We start from the raw sequence: 18420 nt of genomic DNA, 5'->3' as shown, positions 1-18420 counted from the left end.
CATGTCAAAAATACTGGCCATCGATTATGGTGAAAAAAGATCCGGATTAGCAGAAACGGATGATATGCAAATTGTTGCCAGTGGGTTGGCCGGAATTATGACATCTAATCTGATTCCATTTCTTGAAAAATATATGTCTGAAAATTCTGTCGAAAAAATAATTATTGGTTTACCTGTTCGATTAAACGGAGAACTTTCAGATGTTGAAATTTCAATTCAAAAATTAATCAAGAAGATTACCTCTCTTTTTCCAAATATTCCGGTTGAAAGAGTAGATGAGAGATTTACTTCAAAAATTGCTTCTCACTTTATTAGTTTGAGTGGAAAAAGTAAAAAAAATAGAGAAAATAAGCATTTATTGGATGAAGTAAGTGCTACTTTAATTTTACAAACCTATTTAGAGAAAAAATAAAATTATGATTTTACCTATTTATGGCTATGGAGAACCTGTTTTAAGAAAAAAAACAGTAGAAATCGGTAAAGATTATCCCGATTTAGATCAATTAATTGAAAATATGTATGAAACCATGTATAAAGCACATGGAATTGGTTTAGCAGCCCCACAAGTAGGATTGAACATACGTTTATTTGTAATTGATGCTTCTCCATTGGCAGAAGATGAGGATTATGTCGACATAAAAGACGAGTTAGCCCTTTGTAAGAAAGTTTTCATAAATCCGAAAATAACTAAAAGAGATGGTGAACTTTGGAAGTTTAACGAGGGTTGTTTAAGTATTCCTGATATTCGAGAAGATATTAAAAGATTGGAAAATATTACAATTGAATATTTTGATCAAAATTGGAATAAAAAAACTGAAAATTTTGGTGATGTTCGTGCGCGTATTATTCAGCATGAATACGATCATATTGAAGGAATTCTTTTTACAGACTTATTATCTCCGCTTAAGAAAAAATTACTTAAAGGTAAACTTGCCAATATTAGTAAAGGAAAGGTGGAGACTGAATACCGAATGAAATTTCCTTCTCATTAAATTTTAAAGAAATTAATTAAAAATATAATTACATTATTGATATGGATCTTACTAAAATCATTGCAATTACAGGGAAATCCGGTTTATTTGAATTGTTATCTCAAACTAAAGGAGGTTTCATTGTTAAAGATTTAGTTGCTCAAAAGAAATTGTCTATTAATGCAAATAGTCAAGTAAGTTTACTACAAAACATTTCAATCTATACTCAAGATTCTGAAGTATCATTAATTTCAGTTTTAGTTTCAATTTCCAAAAAACATCAATTTAAAGAAATTGAATTTGATAAAAATGATACCAATACGTTAAGATCTTTAATGAAAGATGCTCAACCGGATTATGCAGAAGACAGAGTATATAATTCAGATCTTAAAAAGCTTTTTACTTGGTATAATATATTGGTTAAAAATGGTATCATAACTGAAGAAAGCGTAAAAGCTTATGAAGACAATCTAGCTAAAGCTTCGGATGATAGCCAAAAAGAAAATTCAGAAGATTGTAACATTTCACAAAAAACAGCTACTAATGAGGTATCAAATGATGATACAAAAGATGAAGCCGGTGTAACTAAAAAATCTACGAAAAAAACACCTGCTAAGAAAAAAGCTGAATAGTATAAATAATTTTAAATATTATTAATGAAAAGGTATCAATGTAAAGTTGGTACCTTTTTGTATATTAACTATAAAAAAATCTTTGAGTATCAATATACTCAAAGATTTTTTCTATATATAAATTCCGGTTAACTTTTTACATGAACATATCTTTGATCTTTTCAAAAAATGTTTTATCATTTTTTGATGGTTTAGGATGAAAATGTTCATTATCTAACATAGATTCAAAAAATTCTCTCTGCTCTTTAGTTAATTTATTCGGATTAGGTGTCCAAACATTGATATGAATAAATAAATCTCCGTATCCATATCCTTGAACTTGAGGCAATCCTTTATCTTTCAATCGTAGAATTTTCCCTGATTGAGTTCCGGAATCTACTGTAATTTTTACTTTTCCCGTGATCGTAGGAATTTCTTTTTTCGTACCTAAAATAGCTTCGGGTACAGAAATATATAGTTCATAATGAAGATTATCCCCTTCCCTTTTTAAATTTTCATCCTCAATTTCTTCAATCACAACGATTAAATCTCCGGGTATTCCTCCAAATGGAGCATCATTTCCTTTACCTCTAACTTGCAGCTGAACTCCTTCTCTAACACCGGCAGGAATTTTAATGGATACTTCCTCTTCAACTTTAATTAAACCATGATTATTAGCACCCGGCGGTATATGATCCGCAACTTTACCGGTACCTCCACAAGTATTACATACTGATTGAGTTTGCATTTGTCCAAACGGAGTATTCATGATTCTTCTCGTTTGACCGGTCCCGTTACAGGTAGGACAATTTTTTGAGGTAGCTCCCGGAGCTAATTTAAATCTTTTTACTTTAACGGTTTTTTCAACACCGTTAATAATTTCTTTAAGAGTTAATGATAAACGGATACGTAAATTGGAGCCTTGAACTTGTTGAGGTCTTGAAGAAAAGCCGCCAAAACCGCCTCCGAAAGCACTACCGAAAATATCACCAAAATGGGAAAAAATATCTTCCATATTCATTCCCCCTCCAAAGCCACCACCGGCAGCCCCTCCTACTCCGGCATGACCGTATTGATCATACATTGCTCTTTTTTGAGGATCACTTAAAACTTCATAAGCTTCAGCAGCTTCTTTGAATTTTTCTTCAGCTTCTTTATCACCGGGGTTTTTATCCGGGTGATATTTGAGTGCTTTTTTCCTATAGGCCTTTTTTAACTCTACTTCAGTTACACTCTTAGAAACCTCCAATACTTCGTAATAATCTCTTTTAGACATAATTTTTTATATAAACCTCTTTGAGTTCTTAATTTCCAATAACTACTTTTGCGTATCTAATTACTTTTTCATGCAATAAATACCCTTTTTGAACCACATCTATAATTTTACCTTTTAGACTTTCATCAGGAGACGGGACTTGGGTAATTGCTTCATGATAATCAATGTTAAAATCATCACCGGCCTTTACATCAATAACAGTCAATCCTCTATCTTTCAAGGTATTGAACAACTTATTATAAATAAGTTTCACTCCCTCTAAAACAGAAAGGTCATCCTCCTTTTTTTCAAGTTCGGTAATAGCTCGATCAAAATCATCCAATACCGGAAGTAAGGATTCTAAAATATCTTTATCCGAGTATTTAAGAAGATCCTGTCTCTCTTTAATTACACGTTTTTTATAGTTATCAAATTCAGCAAATAAACGGATATATCTGTCTTTTTCTTTTTCAAGTTTTTCTGTTAAGTCAGAATTATTGTTAGGTTCTGACATATTTTCAGTATCCTTAGAATTTTCTTGATTGTTATTTTCTTCAATTAATTCGTTTTCTTCGTTATCACTTTGAATTGACATGGTTAAATTCTTTATTGGTTACTGATATTTATCAATTTTATTGCCATAATAAAAATGCTGTCAAATCGACCTATATTTAAAAAATTATTTAAATACTTCTTATTAAATTTGCATATAAAGTAAATATATTCAAATGTTGAAAAGTTTTGATATTTTTTCAATCAAATCGGAGGAAGAATTTAATTCACTCTCCATCCAAATTTTTTTGTATCAATATAAAAATAATATACCCTATAGAACTTTTGTTGATTTATTATCTATAGATTGTAATAAAATTCTCAATTATCGGCAAATACCTTTTTTACCGATTGAATTTTTCAAAACCAATACAATAGTTGATAAAAATTTCTCACCGAATTTATATTTTCAAAGTAGCGGTACTACTTCCGAAAACCTATCCAAGCATTATATAGCAAATGAAAATATTTATAAACAAAGTATTTTACATTCATTTTCAATTTTTTTCGGAGACCCTTCCGAATACATATATTTAGGTTTGCTTCCTTCTTATTTGGAGAGAAATAATTCTTCGCTTATATATATGGTAAATTATTTAATGGAGCAATCGGGAAAGGTGGAAAATGGTTATTATCTACATAACTTTGATGATTTACATGTTATAATAAATCGACTGGAAAAAGAGAATAAGAAAGTTATTCTTTTTGGTGTTTCCTATGCTTTGTTAGATTTTGCGAATTCTTATCCTCAACAACTGAGAAATACTATAATTATCGAAACAGGAGGAATGAAGGGAAGAAAAAAAGAAATGACAAAAGATGAGTTGCTAACAGAATTAAAAAATTCATTTCAAACCGATAAAATTTATTCAGAATACAGTATGACGGAATTATTGTCTCAAGCTTATTCTTTATCTAATAATGTTTATAAATGTCCTCCCTGGATGAAGATTTTAATTCGAGATGTGGATGATCCTTTTGAATATGTTGAGACAAACAGATCAGGAGGTGTCAACATCATAGACTTGGCAAATATTCATAGTTGTTCATTTATATCTACCCAAGATATTGGTAAAGATGAAGGTAAGAATGGTTTTAAAATTTTGGGAAGAATGGATAATTCCGATATAAGAGGTTGCAGTCTTTTATTATTATAAAATATAAAATTTACTAATTAAGCTTTTTTTAACTAAAATTTGTATTTAATTTTAAACTTTTTTTATAAAAAAATAATAAATTTAATAAAATTATATATATAAGTTTTATTTTTCGGAATTGTAAATTGTAATATGTCTTATTACAGAAAATTAATAAAATATATTATTACAGGAATTATACTTTTATTCTTGTGGTTTATTCTTCATACCATTGCTATTATTATTGATGGGAACCAAGAAGATACCAGGGATGCAGACGTAGGAGTTATTTTTGGAACAAAAAATAAAACAGACGGTTCTATGCCTATGTCTTTAATACGGAGGCTAAATATTGGTTTAAAATTATACAATGAAGGTCAAGTTCAAAAATTAATTGTTTCCGGAGGTTTAGCTAATAAAAACTTTTGTGAAGCTGATCTCATGCAGGAATATTTATTGGAACACGGCGTGCTTTTATCTGATATTATTTTAGATAATAAAGCCTTAAATACTGAAGAAAATGTGGAAAATTCATTAAAAATAATGAAAGATAATAATTACAGAAAATTAATTATTATATCACAATATTATCATATTTCTCGTATTAAGCTGATGTATTATAAGCTAGGCTTTTATAATTTAGGTTCTGCAAGTTCTCATCACTATAGTAAAAGGCATCATTATATGTCATTAATAAGAGAATTTTTTGCCTATTACTATTATTATTTTTTTAAATAAATTAATTCTTTAACAAGCGCTTTTTATATATTTATGCATACAAATTTTATAGAAAAAGTAATTGATGAGTTATTGGAAAAAAATAATGATTTATCTAAATTTACTATCATTATTCCCGGAAGAAGACCTATCATATTTTTTAAAAGATATCTTATTAAAAAAGGGTATAACGGATTTTTGCCCACTTTCTATACCATTGAAGATTTTATATACAAACATTCCCATTTAGTTAAAATCGAAAATATTCCTCTTTGGTTGGAAGCTTTTCAGATACAGAAAAAATTCGTAAATGCAGAGGAAACTTTTGATGAATTTTTAAAATGGATACCTACTCTTCTTAAAGATTTTAACGATATAGAAATTTTCTCTGATAATCCTCATAGGGTTTTAGAGCATATGGCTTCCATTGAAAGAATAGAAAATTGGGTGAATAAGCTGGATACCACCAGTGAAAAAAAATTATATTATAAAAATGTAAAATTTTGGGAAAACAACATAATTTTATATAATAAATTAAAGGATTCTTTGGAAACTAAAGGATTGGGTACGTACGGAATGATTCTAAACCATGTGTTAAGCCAATTAACAGGTATTCATATTCCTGAAAATGATAAGTATGTTTTTGTCGGATTAAATGCCTTAACGCCTAAAGAAGAAAAGCTGATTAAACATTATATATCACATGCCGAAACGTATTTATATTGGGATGCCGATAAATACTATTTAAACAACAGTAATCAAGAAGCCGGAGATTTTTTAAGAAAATATAAAAATTGGAATTATTATGCAACTCGAGATTTCAAATGGGTAACTGATGATTTCAACCAAAAAAAAAATATACATGTAGTGAGTACTTCTCAAGACGTAGCTCAAGCCAAATATATCAGTTCAATCTTATCTACCCTTCCTGAAGAAGAGTTACACAATACCGCATTAGTATTAAGCGATGAATCAATTCTACCGGCAATATTGGAAAGCATACCTAAAAATATATCCCGAGTTAATATAACTATGGGATTTCCTCTTAAAAATTCATTTTTAGCATCATTATTTAAGCAAATTTTTAAATTACACATATTTAGAGAAAAAAATACATCTAAAGGATATTACTATAACGATATCTTATCCCTTCTTCAGAATCCATTACTACATAATACTATATCTGTTATTGAATTTATTTCTGAAATAAAAAGGAATAATCTTATCTATTTAACTGATTCTCTCATATATAAACGTTTAGGTAGTTCTTACTATTATTTTATATTTAGAGAATATGCAAATCCTATCGATTTGATACATAAACTTTATGAATTTTGTACTGAACAATTTTGGAAAACAGATTCTGATCATCAGGTGTTAAAAGAAAATTATTTAAAATTTAAAAATCTTTTCTCCATTTTACATACACAATTATCGCAAGATCTTTCCATTCAAAATTTTTCTCTTCTTTATACATTTTATCAGCATGTAATCAATAATGAAACTATTGATTTTATTGGCGAACCGGTAGAGGGACTTCAAATTATGGGAGTTTTGGAAACTCGATTGCTAAGCTTTAAAAATATACTAATGACGGGAGTTAATGAAGGAATTTTGCCGGGTGGAAAAAATGATAATTCATTTATTCCTTTTGATGTTAAGAAAAATTACGGAATCAATACTTTTCTTGAAAGTGATGCAATCTATGCGTATCATTTTTATAGATTAATACAACACGCACAAAACATTACCTTAGTTTATAATAATTATACTGAAGGTATTAACTCAGGAGAAAAAAGCAGATTTATTAATCAATTAGAATTTGAGTCTCAACATACCATAATAGAATCTGTAGCCACCTATGGAGGAAATTTAAAACAATCGAAGGAACTAATCATTGAAAAATCTCCTGCTATATTGAATTCAATTCAAGATTGGCTAAAAAATCCTATTTCGCCAACTCATTTAACCAATTATCATTACAATCCAATCAATTTCTATTTGCAAAAGATTTTAAAGATTAACGAGCAACAAGAGATGGAAGAGGAAATTTCTGCTTTAAATTACGGAAATTTGATTCATCATACTCTAGAGTCTATTTATTCCCCATGGCAAGGAAATAAACTAACGGAAAAGGAGTTACTTGCAGCTTTAAAAAATTATTCTGTTTATTTAAATAAATATATTGAAAAAGAATTAAATCCCGACTTATTTAAAAAAGGGCAAAATTACTTGCAAAAACTGCTAGCGGAAAAAACCATTGAAAAAATATTGTTAAGAGATTTAACCGACCTAAAAAACGGTAATATCATTTTCTTAAAAGAAATTGAAAAAGAACTTAGTTCCACTATTAATTTACCTGAAATAGGCACCTTATTTTTGAAAGGATTTGTAGACCGCTGGGATAGTTTTAATGGCCGGGACCGAATTATAGATTATAAAACATCATCTATAGATACTCTTATATTTAAGTCAGATAGATTTGATCAAATTCAAGAAGATAAAAATTTTAAATTTTATATTCAGCTTGTTTTCTATGCTTATATGATTTTACATGAAAAACTTTCAGAATCGGTAAAGGTGGGAATTTGGAGTTTTAAAAAACCTTTTCGAGGATTGGAGATTTTAAAAATTGATTCTTCTGAAAGTTTAAACGAATCTCAAGCTACTATTTTATTTGAGGAAGTTTCCCGATTGATCTTAGAAATTGCTGATCCGGATATTCCATTTGTAGAAAAATCTTCTTTTATTAAATAATAACAAAAAAATAATTTTTAATTCAATTTAATCATTTAATTTTGAAGTTTAACTTTCTTACCATGAACGAAGATTTAAAAGATATAAAAAATATTTTTCCTATACTGAATCAGTTAGTAAATGGCAAACCTTTAGTCTATCTTGATAATGCTGCGACTACTCAAAAGCCGATTTCCGTAATAGAGGCAGAAGAAAAATATTATAAAACTATAAACTCTAATGTTCATAGAGGAATTCATACCTTAAGTCAATTGGCTACCGTGGAAATGGAAGAATCCCGAAAGTCTGTGCAACAATTTTTAAATGCAAAAAAGGATTACGAAATTATTTTCACTAAAGGAACGACCGACAGTATCAACTTAGTAGCTACAGGAATTGAACCCTTACTTAACGAAGGCGATGAAATTATTATATCCAACTTAGAACATCATTCGAATATCGTTCCTTGGCAATTATTAGCCGAACGAAAAAATCTAAAAATTAAAGTTATTCCTGTGGATGACAACGGAGATTTGATGATGGATGAATATGATCGACTCCTTTCGGAAAAAACTAAAATAGTAGCTGTAAATCATATTTCCAATGCATTGGGTGTAGTTAATCCAATTGAAGAAATAATTTCCAAAGCTCATAAAATGGGTTCATATGTGCTTATAGATGGAGCGCAAGCCGTATCTCATAGAAAAGTTGACGTACAAAATTTAGATGCTGATTTTTATGTATTCTCTTCACATAAACTTTATGGCCCTACGGGAGTGGGTATTTTATACGGTAAAGAAAATATATTAGAATCCATGAAACCCTACCAAGGAGGTGGAGAAATGATTAAAGAAGTTACTTTTGAAAAGACGACCTATGCAGATTTACCTTTTAAATTTGAAGCAGGTACTCCGAATATTGCCGGTAATATTGTCTTAAAAAATGCAATAGATTTTGTGCAAACTATAGGTTTTAAAAATATTAGTAAGCATGAAGACGAAATTATGAAGTATGCTAAAAATAAACTTTCGCAATTAGATAATATAATCATCTATGCTCAAAATGCAAAACATACCTCCGGAGCACTTTCTTTTAATTTAGATATCGAAAATATTCATTCGTCAGATGTCGGATTTATTTTAGATAAACAAGGGATAGCAGTAAGGACCGGACATCATTGCGCTCAACCCATTATGCAACGCTTGGGAATAAAAGGTACTGTTCGAGCATCATTTGCTATCTATACAACTAAGGAAGATATTGATCAATTAATTGAGGGAATGTATTTAGCTCAAAAAATGCTTAGATAAAACTAAATTATTATTAAGTAAATTAGTTATTTCAATAGTCGAATGTAAGTACGAAAATAATTAATTAGATAAGTCTGACCGGCGATTATATAGTATTATTATATTCCTATTCATTTCCATATAAACACGAATAAATAATGAGGAAAATAATCGATAACTAATAGTTATATTTTTTAAATATTACCAACTACCACTGGCACCGCCTCCGCCGAAGCTTCCTCCGCCGCCAAAACCTCCAAAACCACCACCTCGGGAACTACTGCCCCCACTACCGCCAAATATACTTCCGCCGATAAATCCACCTAAACCACCCCAAAAATCATCATCATTATTTCTTCTCTTACCGTTACGGTCATAATATGTGTTGTTTCTATTGTTTTTATGCATTAATATATACAACAGTATAATGAAAAATATAAATACGGCAACTATGATCCCTGAAGTAGTATCATCAGTATCCTCCGGGTTATCTGCTTTAAATTTCCCTTGAAGAACCTTTATGATTTGATCCGTACCGGAGTTTATAGCACCATAATAATCATTTTGCTGAAGATAAGGAATCATATATTGATGAATAATAGTACTGGAAGTATAGTCAGTCATGGCATCTTCCACTCCTCGCCCATTCTGTATAGCTAATTTATGATCATCGGAAGCTATTAATAATAAAATACCATTATTTTTATATTTTTGTCCGATTTGCCATTTTTCACCCCATTTGGCTCCCACATAATTGATATCGTCACCATTTAATGTTTTAACAATACAAACAATTATTTCCGTGGAGGTTGAATCGCTATAAGATATTAGCTTATTATTTAATTTATTTTGTTGCTCTTCCGTAAGAATATTAGCATAATCATTAACGGGATAAATTATATTTGGTTTTTCCGGGATTTTAAATTCCGTTTGGCCGTAAATGAAATTATTTAAAAATAATACGCCAAAAAGGACTAAAATAATTTTAACGGGATATTTCATTGGGTAATTCATTTTCTATATTTTTTCCATCTCTTGGAAAAAATTTTTTCAATTTAGTTCCGGTTTTTAAAATTGCGTTGATTAATCCTTCTTTATAATTATCTTTTTTAAATGAAAATGTAATTTCCTTTAAAAGTCCATCCCAAAAACTTTGATGCACATATTTATGAATGTTGACATCTCCAATTACAGCAATTTTTTTCTTATTTTCGGATACATAAAATAAGACACCATTTCTATCTTTTGTTTTTTCCATACCCAATTTGGTAAAGAGGGATTGCGCTGTGGCTAATGCATCCCCCTTTAGGTTTTGGTCTATATGTACCCTAATTTCCCCTGTAGACATCGCTTCGGCTTGTCTAATGGCTTCAATAATATCTTCTTCGTCCCGGGGTGAAAATAACATTCTAAAAGTAGTTATTAAAATTATTTACCGTTTAACAATTGATCAACATTTGGAGCTTTTTCAGCACCTGCATCGGCTTTAAATGTTCCTTTTTCTTTAAAATTTCTAAAATTAGCTACAATACTTGCGGGGAACTTTTGTATATAATTGTTATAGGTTGTAACAGATTGGTTGAAGTTATCTCTATCGATTTTAATTCTATTTTCAGTTCCTTCCAATTGATTTTGAAGTCCTAAAATATTTTGATTGGCTTTTAAATCAGGATATTTTTCAATAGTAACTAATAATCTGCCTAAAGCAGAACCTAAGCCGGATTGCGCTTTTTGATATTCAGCTAATTTTTCAGGAGATAAATTTGAAGGATCAATCTGTACTGAAGTTGCTTTTGCTCTGGCTTCAATTACAGAAGTAAGAGTTTCTTTCTCATAATTGGTTGCTTTATTAACGGTTGCTACTAAACCGGGTACTAAGTCTGATCTTCTTTGATATGAACTTTCTACAGCACTCCATTTTAAATTTACATCGTTATTTAGTTCAATCATATTATTATTAATGCTTACCCCCCACATAAATACTCCGATTACAATTATAGCGATTAATCCTATAATACCACCTCCGATTAAACATCCTTTTTTCATAATTTTTACTTAAATTTATATTTACGATTAATTAATTATATTATCCAATATCAAATATTATTCCTAAAAAGTAAGGGAAGTTTTCAACTACTTCCCTTACAATATGTTGTATTATATTATTTTCTTTATAAAGCAGATTCTGCTTTTTTCATTTCTTCCATTTTATCCTTCATCTGTAAAACTCTATACGCTTCTATTAACGCTTGAATAATACCTTTATCTTTTTGATCATAACTATATGCTTTCTCCATGTAAGGTAAGGCCTGTTTGAACATTGCTTTTCTTTTTTCGACTAAAGCATCATATTTTTCTTGATCAGCTCTAGAAGATCCTAAAGCTTTCATTTTTTCTACAATTTCTTTATCAGGAGCTAATAATAAAGCTGCCAAATTCAGATATGCTGCCGGATAATCCGGCTTAATAAGTATAGTCTTATTATAATATTCTTTAGCTAATTCAGCTGCTTTAGGATCTTTGCTGTATAATACTCCTAAGTTATAATAAGAAATATAATCATAAGGTTTTTTTACAATAGCTTCTCTTAATTTAGCAATATATTTATCAGTTTGACCGGTTTGATAGTATAATTCTCCTATTTGAGAATTTAAATTAGTATCATTCGGAAATTTTTTCAATCCTTTTTCAGCTAAAGTCATAGCTTCATTATACCTTTTATCTGCAACTAATAAGGAAATTGCATAATTGTATAAATCTGCTTCAACGGATGGTGATTCCTCTTTTTTAAAGTCTGAAAATCCGGAATTGGGTGCCGATTTGAATAAATTGTATTGTTCTTCGCTTAAACCGACTCTTTTACCGTTTTGTAACGCTGTATACGTTGTTGTCTTACCGGTATAGCCTTCATTTAGTAATTCTAAGTACAGTTCAAGAGCTTTTTTATTATTATTGGCTGCATGATAAGAAATTGCTGCATAATATTTAAAAACTTCATCCGCATTTCCCGCTGCTTGAGTTAAATAAAAGGATTCTAAAAAGTCATCAGCCGCTTTTGAAAATTGTTTCGCATTATATTCAGAAGTTGCCCGGCCGGATAATTCTTGTCTTTTTTGCTCTAAAATCGGAATTATTTTTTGAATATAGTTTGTACCTGATTTAGTTTCTTTTAAACCTGTAAAACCTTCGGATTTAAGTTTTTCTGCTTCTTCTTTAGTAAGAACAAAAACCTTTTCTTTAGTATTTTTATTTTTTAAAGAATAAATAGGGCCTTTTTCATAAAGGGCTAATTTGGAAAATATTTTAGCAGATTCAAGAGTTTTTCCTTGTTCCAATAAAGAATTTCCTTTTACATATAAATATTTAGCATATACGTCGGGATTGATTCCGGATATATTAGAACTAACCGTTGGTTCTACTTGCTGTATTAATGACTCTGCCTGAGTTTTATTTCCTTTCTCTAATGCATTAAAAGCATCTTTTATTTCTTTCTCTTGGCCAAAAGACAAAAAACTAACTAATATAAATAGAGAAACTGATATTTTTTTCATATGATTATTTTTAATCCTCTGATTCTGAATTATTTTCTTCGTTTGATTCATTTAAATCATTTTCTGAATCGTCAGAATCATTTAATTTTTCATTTGTTTCTGTAACGTTTAGCGAGGTTTCACCATTAATAGTATTTCCATTTTCATCATATTCTTCTTCATCAACCCCTTCTTCTTTTTCAATTTTAGTTATGGCAGCAATTTCATCGTTCTTTTTAAGATTAATTAATTTAACTCCTTGTGTATTCCTGCTCATAACTCTAAGTTGTTCCACGGACATTCTGATGGCAACACCGGATTTATTAATAATCATTAAATCGTTATCATCGGTAACTTTTTGGATAGCTATCAGATTACCGGTCTTATCAGTTATATTTAAAGTTATGACTCCTTTTCCTCCTCTGTTAGTAATACGATATGCATCGGCGTGAGTTCGTTTTCCATATCCTTGTTCTGATACAACTAAAATAGTGTCATTTTCAGGATCTGAAATAATAACCATTCCAATTACTTCGTCATCCTCATCGCCAAGAGTAATACCTCGTACACCTGAAGCATTTCTACCGATAGGTCTTAATTTTTCTTGAGGGAAGCGAATAGCTTTTCCATATTTGGTAGCAATCATTATTTCATCGTTACCGGAAGTTAAACTTGCGCTTACCAAAGTATCTCCTTCCCTAACATTAATAGCATTAATTCCGTTGGCACGTGGTCTGGAATAAGCTTCCAATGTTGTTTTTTTAATGGTTCCTTTTTGGGTAACCATTACTAAAAACGTATTATTTATATATTCCTCATTTTTTAAGTCATGAGTTAAAATATAAGCTTTGATTTTATCGTCTGATTCTATATTTATTAAATTCTGAATAGGTCGTCCTTTAGCTATTTTGGAACCTTCTGGAACTTCAAATACTCGTAACCAGAAACATTTACCTTTTTCTGTAAAGAAAAGCATATACTGATGTGCAGTAGCGGAAACAACGTATTCAAGGAAATCTTCATCTCTGGTAGATGCTGCACGGTTTCCAACGCCACCTCTTGATTGGGTCTTATATTCTGAAAGAGAAGTTCTTTTGATATATCCCATTTTAGAAATAGTTAAAACAACTTTTTCGTCAGGAATAATATCTTCAATGCTCATTTCTCCACCCGCAAAATTGATTTCAGTCCTACGCTCGTCACCGTATTTTTGCTTGATTTCTTCTAATTCTTCTTTAATGATAGAATATCTTAGTCCTTCGTCATTTAAAATAGTCTTAAGGTACTCGATCTCTTTCATAATGGCATTGTACTCATCTCGGATTTTATCCAACTCCATTCCGGTTAAACGAGCCAATCTAAGATCCAAGATCGCTTGAGCTTGTATATCCGTTAATTCAAATTCTTGAATTAAGCCCGTTTTTGCTTCGCTTGGACTTGAACTTTCACGGATTATTTTAATAGCTAAATCTAAAGTATCTTGAGTAGCAATAACTTTCATAAATCCTTCCAAGATATGGGCTCGCTCTTGAGCTTTTTTAAGAAGGTATTGAGTACGTCTTACCACGACGTCATGTCTGTGCTCAACAAAATGATGAATGATATCTTTTAAATTAAGCTGAACGGGTCTTCCGTTTACTAGTGCAATGTTATTAACACTAAATGAGGTTTGTAATGCTGTATATTTGTATAAAAGATTTAATACTACATTCGGGATGGCATCATGTTTAAGCTCATAAACTACTCTCATTCCATTTCTGTCAGACTCGTCTCTGATTTCAGAAATACCTTGTAATTTATCTTCTTTGATTAATTCGGCCGTACGAGCAATCATATCGGCTTTATTTACTTGATATGGAATTTCTGTTACTACGATGGCTTCTCTGCCGTGTACCTCTTCGAAATTGGCTTTTCCTCGTAAAATGATTCTCCCCCTTCCAGTTTCAAACGCAGATTTTACCCCTTCATAACCGTATATGATACCACCGGTAGGAAAATCGGGAGCTTTAATGTGCTGCATTAATTCATCAATAGTAATATTTCTGTTATCAATATACGCACAAATGGCACTAATAGATTCAGTAAGATTATGAGGAGCCATATTGGTAGCCATACCAACCGCGATTCCTGATGCACCGTTAACTAACAGAATAGGAATACGGGTAGGCATTACTTTAGGCTCTTCTAACGTATCGTCGAAGTTAAGTTGAGTATCAACCGTATCTTTATCTATATCCGATAATATTTCTTCGGAAATCTTTTTTAGTCGGGCTTCAGTATACCTCATCGCTGCAGGCGGGTCGCCGTCTACGGAACCGTAGTTACCTTGACCGTCTACCAGCTGATACCTCATAGACCATTCCTGAGCAAGCCTTACCATAGTGTCATATACTGACGAGTCTCCATGAGGATGGTATTTACCCATAACCTCCCCAACGATTCTTGCAGATTTTTTGTAAGAACTGTTGGCAGTAACTCCCAATTCATACATCCCATATAAAACCCTTCTATGTACGGGTTTCAAACCATCTCTTACATCGGGTAGAGCCCTGGAAACTATCACAGACATTGAATAATCAATGTAAGATGATTTCATTTCATCTTCAATATTAATAGGAATTAATTTTTCCCCTTCTCCTATCATAAGTGTACTTGTTTATTTTTTCTTTAGTATATAAGACCGTAAAGATAATGAATTTTTATCGAACACGCAATTAGACATGCCTTTTAAGGATTTTGTGCGATTATAGTTCGTATTTATATATCAATTTGGATTCAAATGAATTTATCTCAATGGAATATTTACTTATTAAATTTTTATATAAATTGGTTCTCTCTGATTACTATACTTTTATGCAAAAGTGTTTTTTGGACATCAATTATTCTTTGATTGGTACTTCCTCTAAATGGTAGTCCTTCTTCGTATAAAGTATTCACGTATTTACCGTCTACAAGTACGTCTATATAAGGTAAAATTTGTGATAATTTTTTGGATTTATGTATTTGCTCAAAGGTAAATCCGGTGTAACACCAAATATTTTTATGCGAAGTAGCTTTAATTTCTTTGGCCAGTTCGGTAAATTCTTTTACTTGTACTAACGGGTCACCGCCCGTAAAAGTTACATTTGAAAATTCTGATTGTTTTATAATCTCAATAAGCTCATTAATCGTATAGGGTTTTCCATTATCAATATCCCAAGATTCCGGATTGTGGCATTCTACACATTTATGAATGCAACCTGCCGCATAAATTGAAGTCCTAAAGCCGGGTCCGTCCACCGTTGTATCCTGTATAATATCTAGTATGGATAGTTTAGTCATGAATAATACGGTCGTTTAATTCCGCTAACTTAGCATAATTCCATCTATCGGTTGTTCCTACTAAATATCCCGTAATTCGTTGCAAACGGTCAATATGGGTGCTTCCACATTTTGGGCATTCGTCTAAATGGGCAGAAGCATTTTCATACCCGCAGGGTAAACATCTGTTTCGAGTGTGATTCACAGAAGAATAGCCGATGTTATATTTATCCATCATATCTACAACAGTCATGATTGATTCGGGATTGTGAGTGGCATCTCCATCTATTTCAACATAGAAAATATGTCCACCGCGAGTTAAATCATGATAAGGTGCTTCAATTTTTGCTTTTAGGTGAGCGCTGCATTTATAATATACCGGTATGTGATTAGAATTAGTATAGTATTCTCTGTCCGTGATACCTTTAATGCTTCCAAAGTCTTTTTTATCTTTACTGGTAAACCTACCTGCTATGCCCTCTGCCGGTGTGGCTAGAATACTATAGTTATGTTTATAATTTTCTGAAAAAGTTAAAGACTTATCCCTCATAAATGTAACTATTTCCAGTCCTAATTTTTGAGCCTCCTCATCTTCCGCATGATGTTTTCCTATTAAAGCTACTAATGCTTCGGCAAGTCCTATAAACCCGATTCCCAAAGTACCTTGGTTGATTACTTTTTCTACTGTCTCTTCAGACTTTAGTTCTTCGGATCCATTCCATAATGTCGACATTAATAAAGGAAATTGTTTAGGAGCTGCTGTTTTTTGAAATTCAAAACGTTGATGCAGTTGCTCGGCAGCTATTTGTAACGTATGATCCAGCTTTTGGAAATATTGACGTTTTCTTTCAGTTTCATCATTTATTTCGCGGGTTTCTAATGCCAATCTAACTAAGTTGATTGTTGTAAAAGATAGATTACCTCTACCTATGGATGTTTTCTCTCCAAATCTGTTTTCAAACACACGCGTACGACATCCCATAGTGGCTGTTTCGTATTGATATCTTTTAGGATCTTGTGCATTCCATTTTTCATGATGATTGAATGTAGCATCTAAGTTCAAAAAGTTTGGAAAAAAACGTCGGGCGCTAACTTTGCATGCTAATTTATACAGGTCATAATTCGGATCCTCCGGTAAATAACTTACTCCTCGCTTTTTCTTCCATATTTGGATAGGAAAAATCGCAGTTCCACCGTTTCCAACACCTTCATCCGTACTTGTTAAAAGTTCTCTTATCACACATCTTCCTTCCGGAGAAGTATCCGTACCATAATTAATGGAACTGAATACTACTTGATTTCCTCCCCTAGAATGGATCGTATTCATGTTGTGGATAAATGCTTCCATGGATTGATGAACTCTGCTTACGGTTCTATTGATGGCATGTTGTACAATTCTTTCATCACCTTGTTTTTGATCAAGTTCTTCCTTAACATAATCCTTAATCGCGTAGTCATACAGGTGTTCATAATTTTGACCGTTTATATTTTCAAGAATTTTTATTTCCTCGATATAGCTTTTTCTTACAAACGGCGCTAAATAAAAGTCAAATGCCGGAATTGCTTGTCCTCCGTGCATTTCATTTTGAGCGGTTTCTAACGAAATACAAGCCAACATGCTGGCGGTTTCAATTCTTTTTGCCGGTCTTGATTCTCCATGTCCTGCAAAAGACCGTTTTCTAAAATTTTATTTAATGGATGTTGTACACAGGTTAGACTTTTAGTCGGATAATAGTCTTTATCGTGAATGTGTATATAGTTGGAAAGGACAGCTTCTTTGGCTTCAGGACTTAAAAGATAATCATCTACAAAGGGTTTGGTGGTTTCACTGGCAAATTTCATCATCATTCCTGCAGGGGTGTCAGCATTCATATTGGCATTTTCCCTTGTAACCTCATTGGATTTGGTTTCAATAATCTCCAAAAACATATTGCATGTTTTAGCCTTTCTTGCAACATTTCTTTGATCTCTATAGGAGATATATTTTTTTGCCACTTCTTTACGGGGACTGTTCATTAATTCCATTTCCACCATGTCTTGGATGGCTTCAACCGTCATTTCTACATTGCCTGTCTGAGATATATCTTCAGTAATTTTTTGTATTAAAAAAGAATCCACTCCATTTTCCGTATTTTGCATAGCTTTGCTGATCGCATTAAAAATCTTATTTTTATTAAACTCGACAATGCGTCCATCTCTTTTAATAACTGTCTGAATCATTTTATGTTTACTTTATCTATTGCACTTTATGTAAGATGAAAACCTTATACTTGGAGACATAAAATTTAATTGTCGCCAAATACAGGGTTATATATGAAGCTTG

At 31.4% G+C, this 18420-nt stretch carries 15 protein-coding genes and 1 pseudogene; 7 read left to right on the top strand and 9 right to left on the bottom strand.

The window, feature by feature from the left end; all coding sequences use genetic code 11:
- Position 1: 1 nt before the first annotated feature.
- The 3 genes from ruvX to G8C43_RS01770 are packed head-to-tail and all read left to right on the top strand — an operon-like array spanning position 2 to position 1603.
- Entirely contained in the window at positions 2-412 is a 411-nt protein-coding gene (ruvX, locus tag G8C43_RS01780; RefSeq protein WP_166003692.1) for a Holliday junction resolvase RuvX, read from the top strand.
- Positions 413-416: 4 nt separating this feature from the next.
- On the top strand, positions 417-992 hold the full coding sequence (def, locus tag G8C43_RS01775; RefSeq protein WP_160542125.1) for a peptide deformylase: 576 nt from the start codon (positions 417-419) through the stop codon (positions 990-992).
- 41 nt (positions 993-1033) lie between these two features.
- Complete coding sequence (locus G8C43_RS01770; RefSeq protein ID WP_166003690.1) at positions 1034-1603, top strand: DUF5606 domain-containing protein; 570 nt, start codon at positions 1034-1036, stop codon at positions 1601-1603.
- A 136-nt stretch (positions 1604-1739) separates the two neighbouring features.
- Here the strand turns inward: G8C43_RS01770 and dnaJ are convergent, their stop codons facing one another.
- Positions 1740-2858 carry a molecular chaperone DnaJ gene (gene dnaJ, locus G8C43_RS01765; RefSeq protein WP_166003688.1) on the bottom strand — a complete coding sequence of 373 codons (1119 nt, stop codon included), beginning with the start codon at positions 2856-2858 and terminating at the stop codon, positions 1740-1742.
- Positions 2859-2886: 28 nt separating this feature from the next.
- A complete protein-coding gene (locus tag G8C43_RS01760; protein ID WP_105297562.1) occupies positions 2887-3432 on the bottom strand; it encodes a nucleotide exchange factor GrpE in 546 nt (181 codons plus the stop codon).
- 133 nt (positions 3433-3565) lie between these two features.
- Here G8C43_RS01760 and G8C43_RS01755 point away from each other — a divergent pair, with 133 nt between their 5' ends.
- The 4 genes from G8C43_RS01755 (at position 3566) to G8C43_RS01740 (ending at position 9288) form a co-directional block, all read left to right on the top strand.
- Positions 3566-4546, top strand: a complete 981-nt coding sequence (locus G8C43_RS01755) for an acyl transferase (RefSeq protein ID WP_166003686.1) — start codon at positions 3566-3568, stop codon at positions 4544-4546.
- A gap of 132 nt (positions 4547-4678) precedes the next feature.
- Complete coding sequence (locus G8C43_RS01750; RefSeq protein WP_105297560.1) at positions 4679-5263, top strand: YdcF family protein; 585 nt, start codon at positions 4679-4681, stop codon at positions 5261-5263.
- Between the two features lie 33 nt (positions 5264-5296).
- Entirely contained in the window at positions 5297-7999 is a 2703-nt protein-coding gene (locus G8C43_RS01745; RefSeq protein ID WP_166003684.1) for a PD-(D/E)XK nuclease family protein, read from the top strand.
- A gap of 62 nt (positions 8000-8061) precedes the next feature.
- On the top strand, positions 8062-9288 hold the full coding sequence (locus G8C43_RS01740) for an aminotransferase class V-fold PLP-dependent enzyme (protein WP_166003682.1): 1227 nt from the start codon (positions 8062-8064) through the stop codon (positions 9286-9288).
- A 180-nt stretch (positions 9289-9468) separates the two neighbouring features.
- Here the strand turns inward: G8C43_RS01740 and G8C43_RS01735 are convergent, their stop codons facing one another.
- The 7 genes and pseudogenes from G8C43_RS01735 to G8C43_RS01705 form a co-directional block, all read right to left on the bottom strand.
- Positions 9469-10269 (bottom strand): TPM domain-containing protein, encoded by an 801-nt coding sequence (locus tag G8C43_RS01735; RefSeq protein ID WP_166003680.1) that lies wholly within the window; start codon positions 10267-10269, stop codon positions 9469-9471.
- Complete coding sequence (locus tag G8C43_RS01730) at positions 10253-10675, bottom strand: TPM domain-containing protein (protein WP_166003678.1); 423 nt, start codon at positions 10673-10675, stop codon at positions 10253-10255. The genes G8C43_RS01735 and G8C43_RS01730 overlap by 17 nt, the downstream gene beginning before the upstream one ends.
- 20 nt (positions 10676-10695) lie before the next feature.
- The gene (locus G8C43_RS01725) at positions 10696-11313 is read right to left on the bottom strand and encodes a LemA family protein (RefSeq protein ID WP_105297555.1); all 618 of its coding nucleotides are present in this window, start codon (positions 11311-11313) and stop codon (positions 10696-10698) included.
- 125 nt (positions 11314-11438) lie between these two features.
- Complete coding sequence (locus tag G8C43_RS01720; protein ID WP_166003676.1) at positions 11439-12818, bottom strand: tetratricopeptide repeat protein; 1380 nt, start codon at positions 12816-12818, stop codon at positions 11439-11441.
- 10 nt (positions 12819-12828) lie between these two features.
- Positions 12829-15441, bottom strand: coding sequence for a DNA gyrase subunit A (gene gyrA / locus G8C43_RS01715; protein WP_166003673.1), 2613 nt, complete (start codon positions 15439-15441; stop codon positions 12829-12831).
- A 173-nt stretch (positions 15442-15614) separates the two neighbouring features.
- Complete coding sequence (gene nrdG, locus G8C43_RS01710; RefSeq protein WP_166003671.1) at positions 15615-16118, bottom strand: anaerobic ribonucleoside-triphosphate reductase activating protein; 504 nt, start codon at positions 16116-16118, stop codon at positions 15615-15617.
- A pseudogene (locus G8C43_RS01705) lies at positions 16111-18317 on the bottom strand (anaerobic ribonucleoside triphosphate reductase). The gene nrdG and the pseudogene G8C43_RS01705 overlap by 8 nt, the downstream one beginning before the upstream one ends.
- Between the last annotated feature and the right edge of the window lie 103 nt (positions 18318-18420).

The organism is Apibacter sp. B2966 (assembly GCF_011082485.1).
Taxonomy (GTDB): Bacteria; Bacteroidota; Bacteroidia; order Flavobacteriales; family Weeksellaceae; genus Apibacter.
The sequence above is the reverse complement of the archived record's forward strand: the minus strand, read 5'-3'. Positions and strand labels throughout refer to the sequence as shown.